The organism is Actinoplanes ianthinogenes, from assembly GCF_018324205.1.
Lineage (GTDB): Bacteria > Actinomycetota > Actinomycetes > Mycobacteriales > Micromonosporaceae > Actinoplanes > Actinoplanes ianthinogenes.
Genome location: NZ_AP023356.1, coordinates 602,720 through 619,369, shown reverse-complemented (window position 1 = coordinate 619,369; position 16,650 = coordinate 602,720). Strand labels below are relative to the sequence as shown.

The 16,650-nt window shown below is 71.6% G+C and carries 15 protein-coding genes; 10 read left to right on the top strand and 5 right to left on the bottom strand.

Annotated elements, in window-relative coordinates; genetic code table 11:
• Positions 1–54 precede the first annotated feature (54 nt).
• Both Aiant_RS02935 and Aiant_RS02930 read left to right on the top strand, forming a co-directional pair.
• Positions 55–996, top strand: coding sequence for an inositol-3-phosphate synthase (locus tag Aiant_RS02935; protein WP_189330817.1), 942 nt, complete (start codon positions 55–57; stop codon positions 994–996).
• Positions 997–1,007: 11 nt separating this feature from the next.
• A complete protein-coding gene (locus Aiant_RS02930) occupies positions 1,008–1,952 on the top strand; it encodes an NAD(P)/FAD-dependent oxidoreductase (RefSeq protein ID WP_212846928.1) in 945 nt (314 codons plus the stop codon).
• Here Aiant_RS02930 and Aiant_RS02925 read toward each other — a convergent pair.
• The gene (locus Aiant_RS02925; RefSeq protein WP_189330816.1) at positions 1,891–2,652 is read right to left on the bottom strand and encodes a TetR/AcrR family transcriptional regulator; all 762 of its coding nucleotides are present in this window, start codon (positions 2,650–2,652) and stop codon (positions 1,891–1,893) included. The two genes, Aiant_RS02930 and Aiant_RS02925, sit on opposite strands and share 62 nt — an antisense overlap.
• A gap of 113 nt (positions 2,653–2,765) precedes the next feature.
• Here Aiant_RS02925 and Aiant_RS02920 point away from each other — a divergent pair, with 113 nt between their 5' ends.
• The 3 genes from Aiant_RS02920 (at position 2,766) to Aiant_RS02910 (ending at position 6,015) form a co-directional block, all read left to right on the top strand.
• The gene (locus Aiant_RS02920) at positions 2,766–4,004 is read left to right on the top strand and encodes a saccharopine dehydrogenase family protein (RefSeq protein WP_189330815.1); all 1,239 of its coding nucleotides are present in this window, start codon (positions 2,766–2,768) and stop codon (positions 4,002–4,004) included.
• Positions 4,005–4,052: 48 nt separating this feature from the next.
• Positions 4,053–5,219, top strand: coding sequence for a class I SAM-dependent methyltransferase (locus tag Aiant_RS02915; protein ID WP_189330814.1), 1,167 nt, complete (start codon positions 4,053–4,055; stop codon positions 5,217–5,219).
• A gap of 142 nt (positions 5,220–5,361) precedes the next feature.
• The gene (locus tag Aiant_RS02910; protein WP_229830040.1) at positions 5,362–6,015 is read left to right on the top strand and encodes a class I SAM-dependent methyltransferase; all 654 of its coding nucleotides are present in this window, start codon (positions 5,362–5,364) and stop codon (positions 6,013–6,015) included.
• Here the strand turns inward: Aiant_RS02910 and Aiant_RS02905 are convergent.
• On the bottom strand, positions 6,005–8,596 hold the full coding sequence (locus Aiant_RS02905; RefSeq protein ID WP_189330812.1) for a caspase, EACC1-associated type: 2,592 nt from the start codon (positions 8,594–8,596) through the stop codon (positions 6,005–6,007). The genes Aiant_RS02910 and Aiant_RS02905 overlap by 11 nt on opposite strands.
• A 51-nt stretch (positions 8,597–8,647) precedes the next feature.
• On the opposite strand from Aiant_RS02905, the gene Aiant_RS02900 reads away from it, so the two are divergent.
• The 3 genes from Aiant_RS02900 to Aiant_RS02890 all read left to right on the top strand — a co-directional run bounded on the left by Aiant_RS02900 (position 8,648) and on the right by Aiant_RS02890 (position 10,791).
• A complete protein-coding gene (locus Aiant_RS02900; protein WP_189330811.1) occupies positions 8,648–9,046 on the top strand; it encodes an effector-associated constant component EACC1 in 399 nt (132 codons plus the stop codon).
• A 97-nt stretch (positions 9,047–9,143) separates the two neighbouring features.
• On the top strand, positions 9,144–10,052 hold the full coding sequence (locus tag Aiant_RS02895) for a GNAT family N-acetyltransferase (RefSeq protein ID WP_189330810.1): 909 nt from the start codon (positions 9,144–9,146) through the stop codon (positions 10,050–10,052).
• Positions 10,053–10,062: 10 nt separating this feature from the next.
• A complete protein-coding gene (locus Aiant_RS02890; protein WP_189330809.1) occupies positions 10,063–10,791 on the top strand; it encodes a glycoside hydrolase family 25 protein in 729 nt (242 codons plus the stop codon).
• A gap of 37 nt (positions 10,792–10,828) precedes the next feature.
• On the opposite strand, the gene Aiant_RS02885 is transcribed toward Aiant_RS02890, so the two are convergent.
• Together Aiant_RS02885 and Aiant_RS02880 are read right to left on the bottom strand one after the other, a co-directional pair.
• A complete protein-coding gene (locus Aiant_RS02885) occupies positions 10,829–12,175 on the bottom strand; it encodes an FAD-dependent oxidoreductase (RefSeq protein WP_189330808.1) in 1,347 nt (448 codons plus the stop codon).
• 213 nt (positions 12,176–12,388) lie between these two features.
• The gene (locus Aiant_RS02880) at positions 12,389–12,817 is read right to left on the bottom strand and encodes a response regulator (protein ID WP_189330807.1); all 429 of its coding nucleotides are present in this window, start codon (positions 12,815–12,817) and stop codon (positions 12,389–12,391) included.
• Positions 12,818–12,883: 66 nt separating this feature from the next.
• Here Aiant_RS02880 and Aiant_RS02875 point away from each other — a divergent pair, with 66 nt between their 5' ends.
• Both Aiant_RS02875 and Aiant_RS02870 read left to right on the top strand, forming a co-directional pair.
• The gene (locus Aiant_RS02875; RefSeq protein WP_189330806.1) at positions 12,884–13,834 is read left to right on the top strand and encodes a LacI family DNA-binding transcriptional regulator; all 951 of its coding nucleotides are present in this window, start codon (positions 12,884–12,886) and stop codon (positions 13,832–13,834) included.
• A 32-nt stretch (positions 13,835–13,866) separates the two neighbouring features.
• Entirely contained in the window at positions 13,867–15,072 is a 1,206-nt protein-coding gene (locus Aiant_RS02870; protein WP_189331243.1) for a hypothetical protein, read from the top strand.
• A gap of 122 nt (positions 15,073–15,194) precedes the next feature.
• On the opposite strand, the gene Aiant_RS02865 is transcribed toward Aiant_RS02870, so the two are convergent.
• Entirely contained in the window at positions 15,195–16,649 is a 1,455-nt protein-coding gene (locus Aiant_RS02865; protein WP_189330805.1) for an MFS transporter, read from the bottom strand.
• Position 16,650 lies beyond the last annotated feature (1 nt).

Here is a 16,650-nt window from a genome sequence, read left to right as displayed (position 1 = left end):
CGCGCCATCGTGCCAGCAGGCTCCCGGCTGGCGCAGGCCGCCTACGGTAGGTCCATGATCGACAAAGTGCGTCTCGCGGTGGTCGGGGTCGGGAACAATACGTCGGCGCTGGTCCAGGGCATCTCGTTCTACCGGCGCACCGGCAGCCGGGTCGGGATCGGCCGGCCGGAGGTGGACGGGATCGGGGTCGGTGACGTCGACGTGGTCGCGGCGTTCGCGCTCTCCGGCGACAAGGTCGGCCGGGACCTGCACGAGGCGATCTTCGCGGCGCCGAACAACTTCCCGCGGATCGAGGACGCCCTGGCGCCGTCCGGGGTCGTCGTCGAGCGCGGGCTGGTCGACGACGGCGGGATCGAGCGGGTGGCGGGCCTGGTGAAGGGCGCGGAGGTGCTGCTCTACTCGGCGCCGAGCGGCCGCCCGGAGATCGCCCGCGCCTACGCCGAAGTGGCGCTGACGGCGGGCGCCGCGTTCGTGAACACCACGTCGGACCCGGTGGCCCGGGACCCGGAGCTGCTGCGGCGCTTCGAGGCGGCCGGGCTGCCGCTGATCGGCGACGATCTGGCCAGCCAGTTCGGCACCTCGGTGCTGCACCACACGCTGCTGCGCCTGCTCGCCGAGCGTGGGATCACGCTGACCAGCTCCTACCAGGTGAACCTCGGCGGGACCGAGGACTTCCGCAACCTGGTGGCGAACCCGAACACCAAGCACCAGTCCAAGGTGAACGCGCTCGGCTCGGCGCAGGTGCAGATCGCGCCGCTCGGGTACCTGCCGCACCTCGGCTCGCAGAAGATCGCCCACCTGAACCTGGAGGCGCAGGGCTGGGCGGGCACCGCCGTCAGTCTCGACGTGCGCCTGGTGGTGCACGACCCGAGCGGTGCCGCCGGCGTCAACATCGACCTCGTCCGGATGGCCGCCGGGGCGGCGCGCGCGGGCCGTGGCGGCTACCTTGCGGAGGCGGCCGGGATGCTCAAGTCCCCGCCGGGTACCGCGATCTGAACGGAGCCGGGGTGTCTTTCGTCGTGGTCGGCGCCGGTTTCGTCGGCGTCTGCGTCGCCTACGAGCTGGCCCGGGCCGGCCTGCCGGTGGAGATCCTGGACAGCTCGGCCGGGGTTCCGCCGGCCACCGCGCGCTCGCTCGCCTGGTTCGGCGCGGTCTCCGGCGGGACCTGGCCGCGCGGCTCGGAGGACCTGCTGCACCTGGTCCTGGACGATCACCGCCGGCTCGCCGCCGAGGTGCCGGGCGCGGCGTACCGGTGGACCGGCTCCCTGGACTGGCCGCCACCGGCGGTGATCGCACCGGGCATGCGCCTGGTGGACCGGGACACGGTCGCGGCGATGGAGCCGCACCTGCGCGAGGTGCCCGAGGCGGCGCTGCACATCCCCACCGACGCGGGCCTGGACCCGCTCACCGCCGTTCCGGCGATTCTCCGGGCGGCGCAGCGGCTCGGCGCGCGGTACCGGCCGCACACCCCGTACCGGGAGCAGGATGTCCCGGCGGGCGCCACGGTGATCTTCGCAGCCGGCGTGTCCACTCCGGAGGTGGCCGGAGTGGACCTTCCGATCGGGACCTCGGCGGCCTTCGGGATGCGGTTCGCCGGTCCGCCCGGGCTGGTCCGGCACATCGTCGCGGCGCCCGGCCTGGTGGTGCGGGAGGCGCGTCCCGGGCGCTATCTGCTGATCACCCGCGGCGATCCGGCCGCCTGCCTGGACCGGTTCCGGGAGATCTTCCGGGTGGACGGCACCCTGCGGCCGCTCTCCTGCGGGACGGTGCTGCGGGCCGCGCCCGCCAGCGGACCGCTGGTCGGCGCGGTCGGGCCCGGCCGGTACGTCGCGGTCCTGCACGCCGGGATCACCTTCGCCCCGACCGTGGGCCGGCTGCTGGCGACCGAGCTCAGGACCGGCGAGCCCGCCCCCGAGCTGCACCGCTGCCGGCCCGCGCGGTCCGCTCCGTGACGCCGGCCGCCAGCCGCGCCGCGACCGCGTCCAGCAGCAGGTCGAGCGCGGCCGGGTAGGCACTCTCGACCATCTCGGCGGCGAGCAGCGGAGCGGCCTCGGCGACGTGCGGGTGGGTGGTGGCCGGCAGCCGCCCGTACGTCGAGCGCCACACCTCGTCCTCGGCCCGCAGCGCGGCCCGCGGCAGCGCCAGCGAGGCGGCGTCGAGCGCCGCGAACGCCAGGGTCTGGTCGATGAACGCGTGGTAGATCCGGACCGCCTCGGGCACCGGCAGCCCGGCCGTCCGCAGCACGCCGAGCACCGCCTCGTCGGCGGCCAGCTCGTTGGCCCGGCCGGTGACCCGGCTCGTGGTCAGCACCGCCGCCTGCGGGTGGGCCACGTAGGCGCTGTGGAACCGCAACCCGAGCGTGCGCAGGTCGTCCCGCCACACCCCGGTGGGTGACCAGCCGTGCAGCGCCTGCCCGATCAGGGTGTCGCCGATCGCCAGGGTGAGGTCGTCCATGCCCCGGAAGTACCGGTACAGCGCGCTCGGGTCGCAGTCCAGCGCCAGGCCCAGCCGGCGAGCACTCAGACCGGCGCTGCCGTGCTCCCTGAGCAGGCGCAACGCCGTGTCGACGATGAGCCGCTCGGACAGCACGGTGCCGGAGCGGGTGGGCCGGCGGCGTCGCCGGTCGCCCTCGCTGACCACGGCCTTCGGCATCGCGGATCCCTGCCTTTCTTATGCCAACACAGTTGACCTTACGTCACCGCGGACAGTTTGATCTGTGGCGGGGCCCCACTCCATGACGGGAAAGGCAAGGAAAGGAGCAGGTCATGCGTGTCCTGCTGGTAGGAGCGGGCGGCGTCGGCACGGCGATCACCCGGATCGCGGCGCGGCGGCCGTTCTTCGACGAGATGGTGGTCGCCGATTACGACCTGGACCGGGCGCGGGCCGCGGTGACCTCGGTCGGCGACCCCCGGTTCCGGGCCGCGCGGGTGGACGCCTCGGACCCGGCCGCCGTGGTCGCGCTGCTCCGCCGGACCGGCTGTGACGTGCTGCTCAACGCCACCGACCCGCGCTTCGTGGTGTCGCTGTTCGAGGCGGCCGGCGAGGCCGGCGCGACCTATCTGGACATGGCGATGTCGCTGTCCCAGCCGCACCCCGAGGCGCCGTACGAACGGACCGGTGTCAAGCTCGGCGACGCCCAGTTCGCCCAGCACGACGCGTGGGCGGCCCGGGGCGCGCTGGCGCTGGTCGGGATGGGCGTCGAGCCGGGGCTCTCGGACGTGTTCGCCCGGTACGCCGCCGACGAGCTGTTCGACGAGATCGACGAGATCGGCGTCCGCGACGGCGCCAACCTGACCGTCGACGGTTACGAGTTCGCTCCCAGCTTCAACATCTGGACGACCATCGAGGAGTGCCTGAACCCGCCGGTGGTGTGGGAGAAGGACCGCGGCTGGTTCACCACGCCGCCGTTCAGCGAGCCCGAGGTGTTCGACTTCCCGGCCGGGATCGGGCCGGTGCAGTGCGTCAACGTGGAGCACGAGGAGGTGCTGCTCATTCCGCGCTGGGTCGGCGCGAGGCGGGTCACCTTCAAGTACGGGCTGGGCGAGGACTTCATCCGTACCCTGCGCACCCTGCACCAGATCGGCCTGGACAGAACCGACGGGGTGATCGTTCCCGGACCGCACGGCCCGGTCACCGTGTCACCGCGCGACGTGGTGGCGGCCAGCCTGCCCGACCCGGCCACGCTGGGCGAGCGGATGCGCGGCAAGACCTGCGCCGGCACCTGGGTCCGGGGCACCAGGGACGGCGCGCCCCGCGAGGTGTACCTGTACCACGTGGTCGACAACGAGTGGTCGATGGCCGAGTACGGCTCGCAGGCCGTCGTCTGGCAGACCGCGATCAACCCGGTGGTCGCGCTGGAGCTGGTCGCCACCGGCGTCTGGACGGGCGCCGGCGTGCTCGGGCCGGAGGCGTTCCCGCCGCGGCCGTTCCTGGACCTGCTCACCGCGTACGGATCGCCGTGGGCCATCCGCGAGCAGACCGCCCCGGCCGCCGCCGTCCGCTGAGGATCGCCAGACCTGGATAGACGTGGATATCGGTGAGAGGATCACGGCATGAGGCGGCGAAATCTGGCCGACGTCTTCAGCCGGCGTTACGACGAATTCTTCCGTGACCGCTCACCGATTCCCTTCGAGATCCAGACCCGGGACGGCGCCATCCTCCCCTTCGGCGTCACCGGCTCCACACCCGCCCGGTTCCGCATCGTGGTCTGCGACGACGCGGGACACGACGCCCTCGCGTCACTCGACCAGTTGCGGGTCGCGGTGGGATACCTGCGGGGGCACCTCGACTGCGAGGGCGACCTCGGCGCGCTGCTGAACATGCGCAGGTTCTTCTCCGACATCCATCCGGTCGCGTTCCTGGGCCGCTGGGCGCCGTCGCTGTGGCACGGCCGCACCGACCACGACCGGCGCACCATCTCGCACCACTACGACGAGGACTCGGACTTCTTCCTGACCTTCCTCGACACCCGGCACCGCTGTTACACCCAGGGCGTCTTCGCGGGCGACGACGACGTCCTGGAGGACGCGATCACCCGCAAGCTCGACATCGCCCTGGGCGACATCGGGGTGAAACCGGGTGACCGGGTCCTCGAGGTCGGCGGCGGCTGGGGAGCGTTCTCCGAGCACGCCGCCCGGCGCGGCATCGACGTCACCACGGTCACCCTGGCGGTGGAATCGGAGAAGTTCCTCAACGACCTGTTCACGCGGGAGCGGCTGCCGGTCACCGTGGTCCGGCAGCACATCCTGAAGTACGAGTCGCCGGAGCCGTTCGACGCGATCGTCAACATGGGCGTCACCGAGCACCTGCCCGATTACCGGGCGACGCTGCAAACCTATGCCCGGCTGCTCAAGCCCGGTGGCCGGGTCTATCTGGACGCGCTCGCCATGCGGCGCAAGCACACCGCGTCGACGTTCTTCAAGCAATACGTCTACCCGGGCCGCTCCGCCCCGCTGCTGCTGCACCAGTACCTGCGGCAGGTCGCGCGCTCCCCGTTCGACCTGCTCAACGTCGAGGACGACCGGCACAACTACTACCTCACCTGCCGGGCCTGGGCGCAGCGCCTGGACGCCCGGCGGGAGGAGATCGTGGCGCGCTGGGGCGAGGAGCTCTACCGCCGGTTCCGGATCTTCCTGTGGGGGTCGGCGTCCGGGTTCGACACCCGCCTGGTCCAGGCGTATCGCTGGACCCTGCAATACAACCCGTCCGTGGCCGCCTGAGTTGTGGATCCGGCCGCCGGCCGGATCCACGGGAGTGTTCGCCGGTTTCGAGTATTTTATCCGTGTAGGGTGGTGCGCATCTGCCGTGCTCGGACGGCGGCCCTGCCGATCGGAGCCTGCCGTGCCGACCCTGCACGAAAGCGTGCTGACACCATTCGTCGCCTCACACCCCGAGGGCTACGACGGGCTGCGGCTGGTGCGACCACCGTTCCTGCCCGAGCTGCGCCTGCACCTGGCCGACGACGCCATCGTCCTGCAAGCCCGGCTGGAGTCGCAGGTCGGGCCGGGCCACACCCCGTTCTGGACCAACGCCTGGGCCGGCGGCCAGGCCCTCGCACGGTACGTGCTGGACCACCCCGGCCTGGTGGCCGGCCGTCGCGTGCTCGACGTGGCCTGCGGCGGCGGGGTGGCAGCGATCGCCGCGGCGAGATCCGGCGCCGCCGAGGTGACCGCGAACGACATCGACCCGTACGCACTGGCGGCCGCCGCCATGAACGCGGACGCCAACACCGTGACCCTGCGCCTGGTCGAGGGCGACCTGCTCGACGGCGACGGCGGTGACGCCGAGGTGGTGCTGGTCGGCGACGGGCTCTACGACCGTGACCTGGCCGCCCGGATGCTGGCCTTCCTGCTGCGGGTGACCGCCCGCGGCGCGCGGGTCCTGGTCGGCGACCCGGGCCGCGGCCATCTCCCGGACTGGTGGCTGCCGGTACTGGCCAGCTATCGGATCGCCGGGCTCGGCGCCGCCCAGGACGCCGGGATCACCGAGGTCGCGGTGCTGGGCGTCACCCGCTGACGGGGGCATCGCCCGGTGGTGGCGGGACCGGATCCGACGGATCCGGGCGATGGAAATTCCACGGCATGCGGTCCGGATCGTCCCACAGCAGCACCAGCCCGTCGTCGAGCCGGTCCGGCTCCGACAGGGCGGCACTCAGCTGCAGGTCGCAGACGAGCGCGGGCAGGCGGTTCACGCTGCCGGGCGCCAGCAGGCGGGCCACGGCGGCGCGGGTGTCCGCGCTCATCCCGCGGCGGTGCCAGAGGATCGCGGGGATGCCGGACCGCAGCCCGGCCACGATCCGGTCGGCGTTGTCGGTGCCCTCGAGCACCAGGACGCCGATCGCGGAGTCCAGCTTCAGGGTCAGCTCGAGGTGCTGGAGCGACTCGTCCCGGCCGGCGAAATGGGTCAGCACCCGGTCCGGTGTCTCGGACAGCACCCGCCAGCGGCTGCGCCACACCCGGTGCCAGTGGACACTCCGCATCCGTTCGAGGCTGCGCACCACGACCGGATAGTCCCCGCCCGCCTGGCGGGCCCACCGTTCGACCGGCGCGTCGAGCAGGTCGGACGGCAGGACGAACTCGACGGTGATCGGACCGCTGAGATGGGCCCAGCGCCGTTCCGTCTCGGTGACGACGCTCTCCACGACCCGTTCCAGGTCATCGCGTTCCACCTGGCGGTCCTCGCCGCGGACCGGTTGCCAGGTGGGGCCGTCCCAGGCGTGCCACTGGCTGACGATGTAGCTGTCGTCGCCGCCGAAGTAGTGCTCGAACTGGATGATCAGGTGGCCGCCGCCCGGCGAGGTGGCGCTGCGCCGCAGCGACTCCTCGACGGCCCGGCGGGTCACGCCGGAGAGCTGCCGCAGCAGCAGACTCCGGGAATCCTGTGCCAGCTCCCGGACCAGCCGCGCGCTGTCGGCGGGGTCCATCCGCTCCAGCACGGCCGTGGCCTTGGCCTGCCGCATCGCGGCGACGATCTGGACCGCCCGCTCCGGGGGCATCGGGAGAAGCCGTTCGACGGCCTCTTCGGCGTCCATCCGGTCGAGGACGACCGCCGCCTCGGCAACGCTCATCGCGGCGAGGGCCACCGGATCGGGTGTCTCGTTGCGCGGGTAGATGGTCACCGTGACGATGCCGTCGCGCTGGCTGACGGTCGGAGCGGGCGCCTCCACCGAGCGGCATTCGCCGACCGCCCGGGGAATCCCGGAACCCTCACCCTCGACGAGCCGCATCCAGGTCAGGGTCCGGGCGAGCCGGAAGTTGCGGCGGTGCGAGTCGCCGGCGAGGCCCTCGAGCGGGTGGCTCTCGCCCTCCGGGATCGCGCCGGTGGTCCAGCCGCCCGGGTTGCTGACCTCGACCCGGTCGTCGAAGACCCGTACGTGCACGCACGCCACCTCGTTCGCGTAGTCGCGGTGCACCACGGCGTTGGCGACGATCTCGCGGACCGCGACCATCGGGTAGCGGAAGACCGGGCGGGCGATCGGCGAGTCGCCGGTCGGCGTCTCGCCGCGCTGCGACTGCGCTGCCACGAACTCGATGGCCTGGACGATCTGCTCGGCCACCGAGCCGTCCAGATCCGTCTTGTCGAACGGCACTCCCTTGGAGGTGCCGTGAAAGCGGGCGCACTGCACGACGGCGGTGGGCAGCACCGCCGTCGGGTTCTCACCGAACAGCAGCGCGCCGGCCCGGGTCAGCCGCCCGGCCGCGAGCAGATGGGCGCGCTGGAGGAACTCGGTCGCGGTGAGCTCCGGGGGCATCCGGGCGGCGATGTCGGATCGCAGGTTCGCCCGGAACCGGCTGATCCGCTCCGGGCTGATCGTGGTCGCCGCCGTCGGCGTGTCCAGGAACGGCAGGGCGGCGGCCGGCTCCGGATCCGGCGCCGGGGCGGGCGCGGGCCAGCCCCGGCGGGCGATCCGTACCTGCCCGGAGCCGTCGAAGTTCTGCTGGGGCAGCTCGCCGCCGGGCCGCACGGCGCGCAGGTGCGCGTAGAGATCGTCCAGGTCGACGAAGCCGTCCTGATCGGCGTCGACCGCGCCGTCCCGCAGCCCGTGCACCAGCGCCCGGGTGAACGGGCTGGTCAGGCTCGGGTGGGCGCCGTCGCGGGCGAGTCCGCTCGCGGTGGTCGCCGTGATGACGAACCGGCCCGCGCCGCTGAACTGCTCGGCGATCGCGCCCGCGACCGGACTCTTGAACGCCCCGCTGTGGCAGCAGTCCAGGATCAGGATCTTGTAGCGGGCCACCGACTCCTCGACGTAGTACGCGAGGTCGTGCCCGGACAGGGCGGTCGCGACGAACTGCGGGTCGGTGTCCCGGGTGCACAGGTAGAAGTGCTGGTTGCGGGAGAGGCCGTGCCCGCTGAAGTAGAACAGCAGCACGTCGTCGGCGTCGGCCCCGGCGAAGAACCGGTTCGCGGTCTCGGCCAGGTCCTGCCGTTTGCGGTCGAGCAACAGCTCGACGCTCTCGAACAGCCCGGCGGCCGGATCGCGCAGCGCGTCCCGCAGCGACGCGCCGTCGGTGGCGGGACTGTTCAGCGGCGGGAACGTCGTGGTGTCGGCTTCGTAGAGTGAGTTGCACACGAGCAGCGCCCGGTACACCCCGAACACCTCCCCGGTCCGCCCTGGCCCAATGTACTGCAGGTCCGCCGAAGGAGTCCGATGTCACCAGTCGAACTGCGATGCGTCCCGGGCCTGGCGGCCCTTCCCCGAGACCACTCCGCTCTGCTCCTGGCCGAGGGCGAGTTGCGGGCCGACCTTCGCGCCGCGCGGATTTCGGTACGCGACAAGCGCGTCCCGGCACCGGACACCAAGGGCTGGCAGACCGACCTGGCGCTGTCGCTCAGTGGCCCGGCGGGGATCGCCGGAGTGACCGCCGTCTTCAAAGCCTGGCTGGCCCGTGACCGTCGCCGATCGATAACGGTCACGCGCGCCGAGCAGCCGGACGGCTCGACCGCGGTGACCATCACCGGTGACGCGGTCAGCGACGAGACGGTGCGGCTGGCGCTGGAGCGACTCCTGGGACCGGCGGACGAGCCGGGCCACGAGGAAGCGGACTGACGCCGGGAGCGGTCCAGGTTGTACGGTGAGGCGGTACCGCTCGGTAGCGGGTCGTCCAGTGGCAAGCGCGTTCAGCGCCCGCGTGGAAGGTCCGCCCATGCCCGAGATCGTCATCCGCCCGTTCACCCGCGCCGACCGGGAGCAGGTCACCGGCCTGGTCAACGCGCACATCGCCGCCGTCGTGCCCGGCGTCTCCGTCTCCGTGCAGGCCCTGCTCAGCCAGTTGGAGGGCGAGCCGGGTGACTACCTCGTCGACCGCTGGGTGCGAGACCGGATCACCCTGGTCGCCGAGCAGCGCGGCCGGGTGGTGGCCGCCGCCCACCTGCTGCGCTACGCGGACGGCGACGACATCGACGAGTACCTGCGGGACGCCGGGGAGATCCGCTGGCTGGTGTGCTCGCTGGACGAGCCGATCTGGCCGGACGCGACCGTGGCCGGTGACGCGCTCGCGGTGGCCTGCCACGCACGGTTCCAGCGGTGGGGCGTCACCCGCAGGCTGGCCGACGGCGCGCTGCCGGCTCCGGGGGTCTACGGCGTGCCGGAGCAGTGGCCGCACATCGAGGCGCTCTACCGGCGGATCGGGTTCCGGCACTCCGGGCGTACCGAAATCGTGTTTGTCATCCGGGTCGGCGACCTGGCCCGGCCGGCGGATCCGGTGGGGGGACTGACCGCTCGCCGGACGATGGGCATCAACGGCACCCGGTTCACCGCGGTCCTGGACGGCGCCGAGGTGGGATATGTCGAAGTGGACACCAACCTCGACAACGGGCCCCGGGTGTCCCGGGTGGGCAGCTGGGCGGACGTCGGCAACCTGTGGGTCGAGCCGGAGCACCGCCGCCGCGGTGTGGGCCGGTGGCTGCTCGGTCAGGCGGCCGGCTGGCTGGAGCTCGGGGGAGTGACCCGGCTGCTGGACTATGCCGACGAGAAGGAGGTCGACTACGCCGGTTTCCTCACCGCGTGCGGCTTCACCCTTCTGACCCGCACCGCCCGCGGGTTCGAGGCCTAGCCTGACGGGCATGTCGGAACGCAATCTGCTCGTCGACGTCTACTCCGGTGACCTCGGCGGCAAACCCAACTGGGAAGCGCTGGTCGACGCGCCGAACGTGGTGGGCGCGATCCTGAAGGCGACCGAGGGCACCACGTTCAGCACGTCCTGGTTCGACGAGAACTGGCGGGCGGTGCACGACCTGGTCCCGGACCGCTACGGCGACACCTGGCTGCGCGGCGCCTACCACTTCTTGAAGTTCAACCAGGACGGGGCGGCGCAGGCGGACTTCTATCTCCGGACCATCGAGAAGGCCGGCGGGTTCGACGTCGGCGACATCATTCCGATCGTCGACGTCGAGCTCGGCGGCGAGAGCAACAGCAACCAGACCGCGACCGCCGAGCAGATCGTCGAGTGCACCACCGCGTTCGCCGAGCGGATCCGGTCGCAGGCGAACCAGCAGACCATGCTGTACGGCAACGGGGCGATGCGCGACAAGGGCATCACCGACCGGATGGGCTGCGACTGGCTCTGGGTGCCGCGGTACACCGCGCTGCTGCCGAAGAACATCTACGAGCGGGCCGGGTGGGACCTCGACTCGGTGGCGATGTGGCAGTACTGCGGCGACGGCACCGGGTTCCTCGCGGGCTATCCGACGCGGTTCGACGGGTTCGGCGCGGTCGACATCAGCGTGGTGCTCTTCGAAACTCTGGCCGACTTCCGCGCCAAGGTCTGCGGCCAGATCATCGAGATCGAGTAGGAAAAAGGGGGGCCTCCGGTGAGAGGCCCCCATCAGATCAGCCGTTGGCGATCTCGGTCATCTCGTCGCGGGGGACGACCTTGACCCGCTTGCGGCCCTGCTGCTCGCCGAGCGCGATCTCGTGCGCGTCCAGCTTCTGCCAGCCGGTCCAGGTCGTGTAGGGCAGACCCCGCTGCTCCAGGTAGGTGATCACCTCGGCCGGGTCGTGCCGCGGCGCCTGGTCCAGCTTGTCCAGGTCCTCCAGCAGGCTGGTGACGGTCTCGCCGGAGCAGCCCTTGGTGTGGCCGATCAGGCCGACCGGGCCGCGCTTGATCCAGCCGGCCACGTACATCCCGGGGATGTGCTCGCCGTCCAGGTCGAGGACCCGGCCGGCGGCGTGCGGGATGGTGCCGGTCTTGGTGTCGAACGGCAGGTCCGGCAGCGCGCTGCTCAGGTAGCCGACGGCCCGGTAGACCGCCTGGACCGGCCAGTCGGTGAACTCGCCGGTGCCGCGGACCCAGCCGTCCCCGGTCAGCTCCTGGGTCTCGGTGCGCAGGCCGACGACCTTGCCGTCCTCGCCGAGCACCTCGACCGGCGCCTGCAGGAAGTACAGGTGCAGGCGGCGCGGCCGGTCCCGCGGGTCGCGCACGGCCCAGTTCTGCAGGATGTCCACGCACATCTTGACGTGCCGGGTCTGGCGCATCGCCTCGAGGCTGCCCTCGTCGAACTCGATGCCCTCCGGGTGGATGATCACCTCGACGTTCGGCGAGTGGTCGAGCTCGCGCAGCTCCTGCGGGGTGAACTTGACCTGCGCCGGGCCGCGCCGGGAGAACAGGTGCACGTCGGTGACCGGGCTCTGCTTCAGCGCCTGGTACACGTTGTCCGGGATCTCGGTGACCAGCAGCTCGTCGGCGGTCTTGGCGAGGATCCGGGCCACGTCGATGGCGACGTTGCCGGCGCCGATGACCGCGACCTCCTTGGCCTCCAGCGGCCAGTCGCGCGGGACGTCCGGGTGCCCGTTGTACCAGGAGGCGAAGTCGGCGGCGCCGAAGCTGCCCTGCAGCTCGATGCCCGGGATGTCGAGCGCGCGGTCCTTCTCGGCGCCGGTCGCGATGATCGTCGCGTCGTAGAAGCGGCTGAGCTCCTCCGGCTTGACGTCGACGCCGTACGCCACGTTGCCGATGAACCGGATCCGCGGGTTGTCCAGCACCCGGAACAGCGCGGTGATGATCTCCTTGATCCGCGGGTGGTCCGGGGCCACGCCGTAGCGGATCAGGCCGTACGGCGTGGGCAGCTTGTCGAGGATGTCGACGGTGACGTCCGGGTTGGCTTTGATGAGGTGGTCGGCGGCGTAGATGCCGGCCGGGCCGGCTCCGATGACGGCAACCCTCAGGGGGCGGTCCATGGTCGCGTTCCCTCACTCACTCGTCGCGTGCAACAGCCGCCCAACCAAGATCGGCCAGCGGGTGAAGGGGAACTGTAAAACTTCAACCTAGGTTCAGATCAAGTTTCGTCTCACGGCCCGTTTCGCGCAGGGTCGGTGCGCGGCAGATGTTTCCGCAGGTGGTGGGCTTGTAAGGCTCGCCTTACCTTTACGGTGAGTGACCTGTTTCACGCCCTACGGCAGGATGGCGACCTCGCTGTAGAACCGTTTGATCTTCTGGACGGCCTCCTCGAAGCCCTCCAGATCCATCGGTTTCGTCACGAAGGCGTTGGCGTGCCGGGTGTAGCTCGCGGTGATGTCGGGCAGCGCGGTCGAGGTGGTCAGCACCACGATCGGGATGCTCTTCAGCGCGTCGTCGCTCTTCACCTGGGCCAGCACCTCGTGCCCGTTCATCCGGGGCATGTTCAGGTCCAGCAGGATCAGATCGGGCCGGGCGGCGTCCTCGTACTGCCCCTGGCGGCGCAGGTAGTCCATCGCCTCGCTGCCGTCGGCCACCCGGTGAACGGCCGGCTGCGGCTCGGCGGTGAGCAGCGCCTCCTCGATCATCAGGGTGTCGGCGTCATCGTCGTCGACGATCAAGACATCCAGCGCTTTGTTTGCCATGCGGCAAATACTAGGGGATCAACTTCTCGTTATGCTCACGCTGGTCGGGGCCGGAGAGGTGATCACGTGGGGCGGACCACGGTACAGGACGTCGCGCGCGAGGCCGGCGTGTCGGTGGCGACGGTGTCCCGGGCGCTGACCGGCGGCACGGTCAGTCCGAGCACCCGGGAGGCGGTGCGCGCGATCGCCGCGCGGCTCGGGTACCAGCCCAACCGTGCTGCCCGGGGACTGATCACCGGGCGTACCGGAAACCTGGGGTTGATCGTTCCTGACCTGCGCAACCCGTTCTTCGCGGACGTGGCGAAAGGGGTGACGGCCCGGGCCCGCGCGGTCGACCACGGGGTGTTCATCACGGACACCGACGAGGATCCGGTCGCCGAGCTGGAGGCGCTCGCCACGCTCGGGCGCAACACCGACGGGGTGCTGCTCTGCTCGCCCCGATCGGCCGACGCCGATCTGCTGACCGCGGCCGATCCGGAGCGGACGGTGCTGCTGCACCGGCGGGTGCCCGGACTGCCGTCGGTGGTCGCGGACATCGCCGGCGGGATCAGGCAGGCGGTCCGGCATCTGATCGCTCTGGGACACACCCGGATCGCGTACGTCGGGGGGCCGGAGGATTCGTGGGCCGCGCGGCAGCGGCTCACCGTGCTGACCGAGGTCCCGGAGGTGCTGATCCTCGACGCGGTCGCGCCGACCTTCGAGGGCGGTCTGGTCGCCGGGGACCTGGTGCTGGCCGGCCCGGCCACCGCGGTCCTGGCCTACAACGACCTCGTCGCGCTCGGGCTGCTGCACCGGCTCGCGGCCCGCGGCGTGGCGGTGCCGGACCGGGTCAGCGTGGTCGGTTTCGACGACGTGAGCCTGGCAGTGATGAGCCATCCGCCGCTGACCAGCGTCGCCGTTCCGAAGGACCGATCAGGATCGGTCGCGCTCGACCTGTTACTCGGCCGCACCGGTGCGCCCGTCGTGCTGCCGGCCAGCCTGGTGGTGCGCGCCTCGTCGGGCGTGGTGCGCCCTTGATCAGCAAGAACGGCTAGCATCGCGCCGTGCGAATGCGACGTGGATTGATTGCCGGGGCGCTGAGCCTGCTCACCGTGACGGCCCTGGGCGCCTGTGGAAAGGACGACCCACCCGCCGATCTCGCGGCCGCCACCCAGGCCCCGGGGATCGCCGACCCCTCCACCGGCGTGCCGGTGTCGGTCGCCCCCAGCACACCGGTCTCCCCGTCAGCCTCCCCGCCGCCCTCCGCGTCGCCGAAGCCGGTCAAGGAGACCACCCTGCCCCAACCCGGCAATCCGGCGGGGAAGGCGAGCATTCCGTCCGCCGCGAAACCCGTCGACACCAGCAAGCCGGACCGCACGGTCGGCAAGGGCACCCCGGCGAGCTGCACCTCGGCCGCCGTGGTCAAGGCGGTCGCGGCCGGCGGCATCATCACGTTCGACTGCGGGCCGGCCCCGGTCACCATCACGATGACCGCCACCGCGAAGGTCTTCAACGCGAAGACGAAGATCGTCCTTGACGGCGGCAACAAGGTCACCCTCAGCGGCGACGGCAAGCGCCGCATCCTCTACATGAACGCGTGCGACGAGAAGCAGGGCTGGACCACCTCGCACTGCTACGACCAGGAGACGCCCCGCCTCACCGTGCAGAACATGGCCTTCACGCGCGGCAACAGCACCGGCGACACGAGCGACGGCACCCAGGGCGGCGGCGGCGCCATCTTCGTCCGCGGTGGCCACCTCAAGGTGATCAACTCGCGGTTCACCGGCAACCGCTGCGACCGGACCGGCCCGGACCTGGGCGGCGCGGCGATCCGGGTGCTCGAACAGGGCAGTGACTCCCCGGTCTACGTCGTCGGCAGCACGTTCACCGGCGGGAGCTGTTCCAACGGGTCGGCGCTGTCCAGCATCGGGGTCTCCTGGACCGTGCTGAACAGCTACTTCTCCGGCAACAACGCGGTCGGCAAGGGGGCGAACCCGGCCCGCTCCGGCACCCCGGGCGGCGGCAGCGGCGGCGCGATCTACCTCGACGGCGACAGGTTCACCCTGACCCTCGACGGCACCGTGATCGAGAACAACAAGGCGGTCGAGGGCGGCGGCGCGATCTTTTTCGTCAGCAACGACCGCACCGGCACCCTGATCATCCGCAACTCCCGGCTGCGCCGGAACCCGAGCGCCGGCTTCGAGACCGACGGCCTCCCGGGCATCTTCTACCTCGGCTCCGGCAACCCGCGGATCACCAACTCAAAACTCTCTTGACCCCATTTTTCGTACGCCTCCGTCCCGCCGAGCCCCGCCCGCGCGCGGCAGTCCCGGCCCGGGGCCGCCGAGCGGCTCCCGGCCGGAGGCCGGTCCGGGTAGCGGCCGGCCGCACCTCGGACTCACCGCCCCCGCGGCCGGGTGCTCGGCGGGGCCGCGCGGGCGTCCTCGGCTGACGCGGCCGGCTGCTGAGGGGTGTCGGCGGGCAGCAGCGCGGCCAGCACCACCATCAGCGCTGCCACGACGACCACACCGATGAAGATCCGGTGGACGGCCGTGGTGAGGCCCGCCGCGGTGACCGCCCCGGAACCCAGCACCGCGTTGGCGACCGCGCCGAACACGGCCACGCCCAGGGCGCTGCCCACCGACCGCAGGAAGATGTTGTTCGCGGTGACCACGCCCCGCTCCGCCCAGCCGACGCTGGACTGCGCGGCGATCAGCGTCGGCGACGCGGTGAGACCCATGCCCAACCCGATGATCATGCAGATGCCGGCCACCTCGACCAGGCTGGAGTGCCGGCCGAGCAGGAGCAGCAGAGCCGACCCGGCGAGCACCAGCGTGGCGCCGGTCAGCGCGCACACCCGGAAGCCGAACCGCAGGTAAACCCGGCCGGACTGGCTCGCCGCGACCGGCCAGCCCAGGGTGAACGCGGCCAGCGCCAGACCGGCCACCAGCGGCCCGGCGCCGAGCACCTCCTGCGCGTAGGTCGGCACGTAGGAGCTGAGCGCCATCAGGACGGCGCCGATACCGAGGGACAGCTGCCCGCTGATCACCAGGAGGCGGCGGCGGAAGATCCAGAGGGGGAGAACCGGCTCGGCCGCGGTGCGCTCCACGAACCCGAATGCGATCAGCAGCAGCGCGCCGAGCCCGAGGATCGCGACGCCGGCCGGCGAGGTCCAGCCCCAGGCCTGGCCGCCCTCGAGGACACCGAGGATGAGCAGCGTCAGCCCGACGGTCAGCAGCGCCGCGCCCCGGTAGTCGACGACCGGCCGGGCACGGTCCCGATCCTCGTGGAACTTGCGCAGGATCATCCAGGCCGCCAGCAGGCAGAGCGGGACGTTGACGAAGAAGATCCAGCGCCAGCTGACGTACTCGCTGAACACGCCGCCCAGGGTGGGTCCGACGACCGACGAGACGCCCCAGACGCTGGCGACGTAGCCCTGCACCTTGGCGCGTTCGGCCACCGAGTACAGGTCACCGATGATCGTGATGGTGGTCGGCTGGATCGCCCCGGCGCCCAGGCCCTGCACCGCGCGGAAGGCGATGAGCAGCCAGATGTTCGCCGCGGCGCCGCAGAAGATCGAGCCGAGCAGGAACAGCGCGATGCCGGACAGGATGATCGGCTTGCGCCCGAACATGTCGTTGAGCTTGCCGTAGACCGGCACCGACACCGCCTGGGCGAGCAGGTAGATCGAGAAGAGCCAGGGGAACTGGTGGAAGCCGCCGATGTCGCGCACCACCGACGGCACAGCGGTCGCGATGATCGTCGCATCGATCGCGATCAGCCCGGTGGCGAGCATCATCGCGCCCAGGACCGCGCCCCGGTCGCCGCGCAGGCCGATTCTGTCGTCGCCCATC

Bases quoted from the DNA above. Each gene is read 5' to 3' on its own strand.
- Aiant_RS02935 (WP_189330817.1), top strand. From the start codon at position 55: ATGATCGACAAAGTGCGTCTCGCGGTGGTCGGGGTCGGGAACAATACG.
- Aiant_RS02925 (WP_189330816.1), bottom strand. From the start codon at position 2,652: ATGCCGAAGGCCGTGGTCAGCGAGGGCGACCGGCGACGCCGCCGGCCC.
- Aiant_RS02920 (WP_189330815.1), top strand. From the start codon at position 2,766: ATGCGTGTCCTGCTGGTAGGAGCGGGCGGCGTCGGCACGGCGATCACC.
- Aiant_RS02915 (WP_189330814.1), top strand. From the start codon at position 4,053: ATGAGGCGGCGAAATCTGGCCGACGTCTTCAGCCGGCGTTACGACGAA.
- Aiant_RS02900 (WP_189330811.1), top strand. From the start codon at position 8,648: ATGTCACCAGTCGAACTGCGATGCGTCCCGGGCCTGGCGGCCCTTCCC.
- Aiant_RS02895 (WP_189330810.1), top strand. From the start codon at position 9,144: ATGCCCGAGATCGTCATCCGCCCGTTCACCCGCGCCGACCGGGAGCAG.
- Aiant_RS02890 (WP_189330809.1), top strand. From the start codon at position 10,063: ATGTCGGAACGCAATCTGCTCGTCGACGTCTACTCCGGTGACCTCGGC.
- Aiant_RS02885 (WP_189330808.1), bottom strand. From the start codon at position 12,175: ATGGACCGCCCCCTGAGGGTTGCCGTCATCGGAGCCGGCCCGGCCGGC.
- Aiant_RS02880 (WP_189330807.1), bottom strand. From the start codon at position 12,817: ATGGCAAACAAAGCGCTGGATGTCTTGATCGTCGACGACGATGACGCC.
- Aiant_RS02870 (WP_189331243.1), top strand. From the start codon at position 13,867: ATGCGACGTGGATTGATTGCCGGGGCGCTGAGCCTGCTCACCGTGACG.
- Aiant_RS02865 (WP_189330805.1), bottom strand. From the start codon at position 16,649: ATGGGCGACGACAGAATCGGCCTGCGCGGCGACCGGGGCGCGGTCCTG.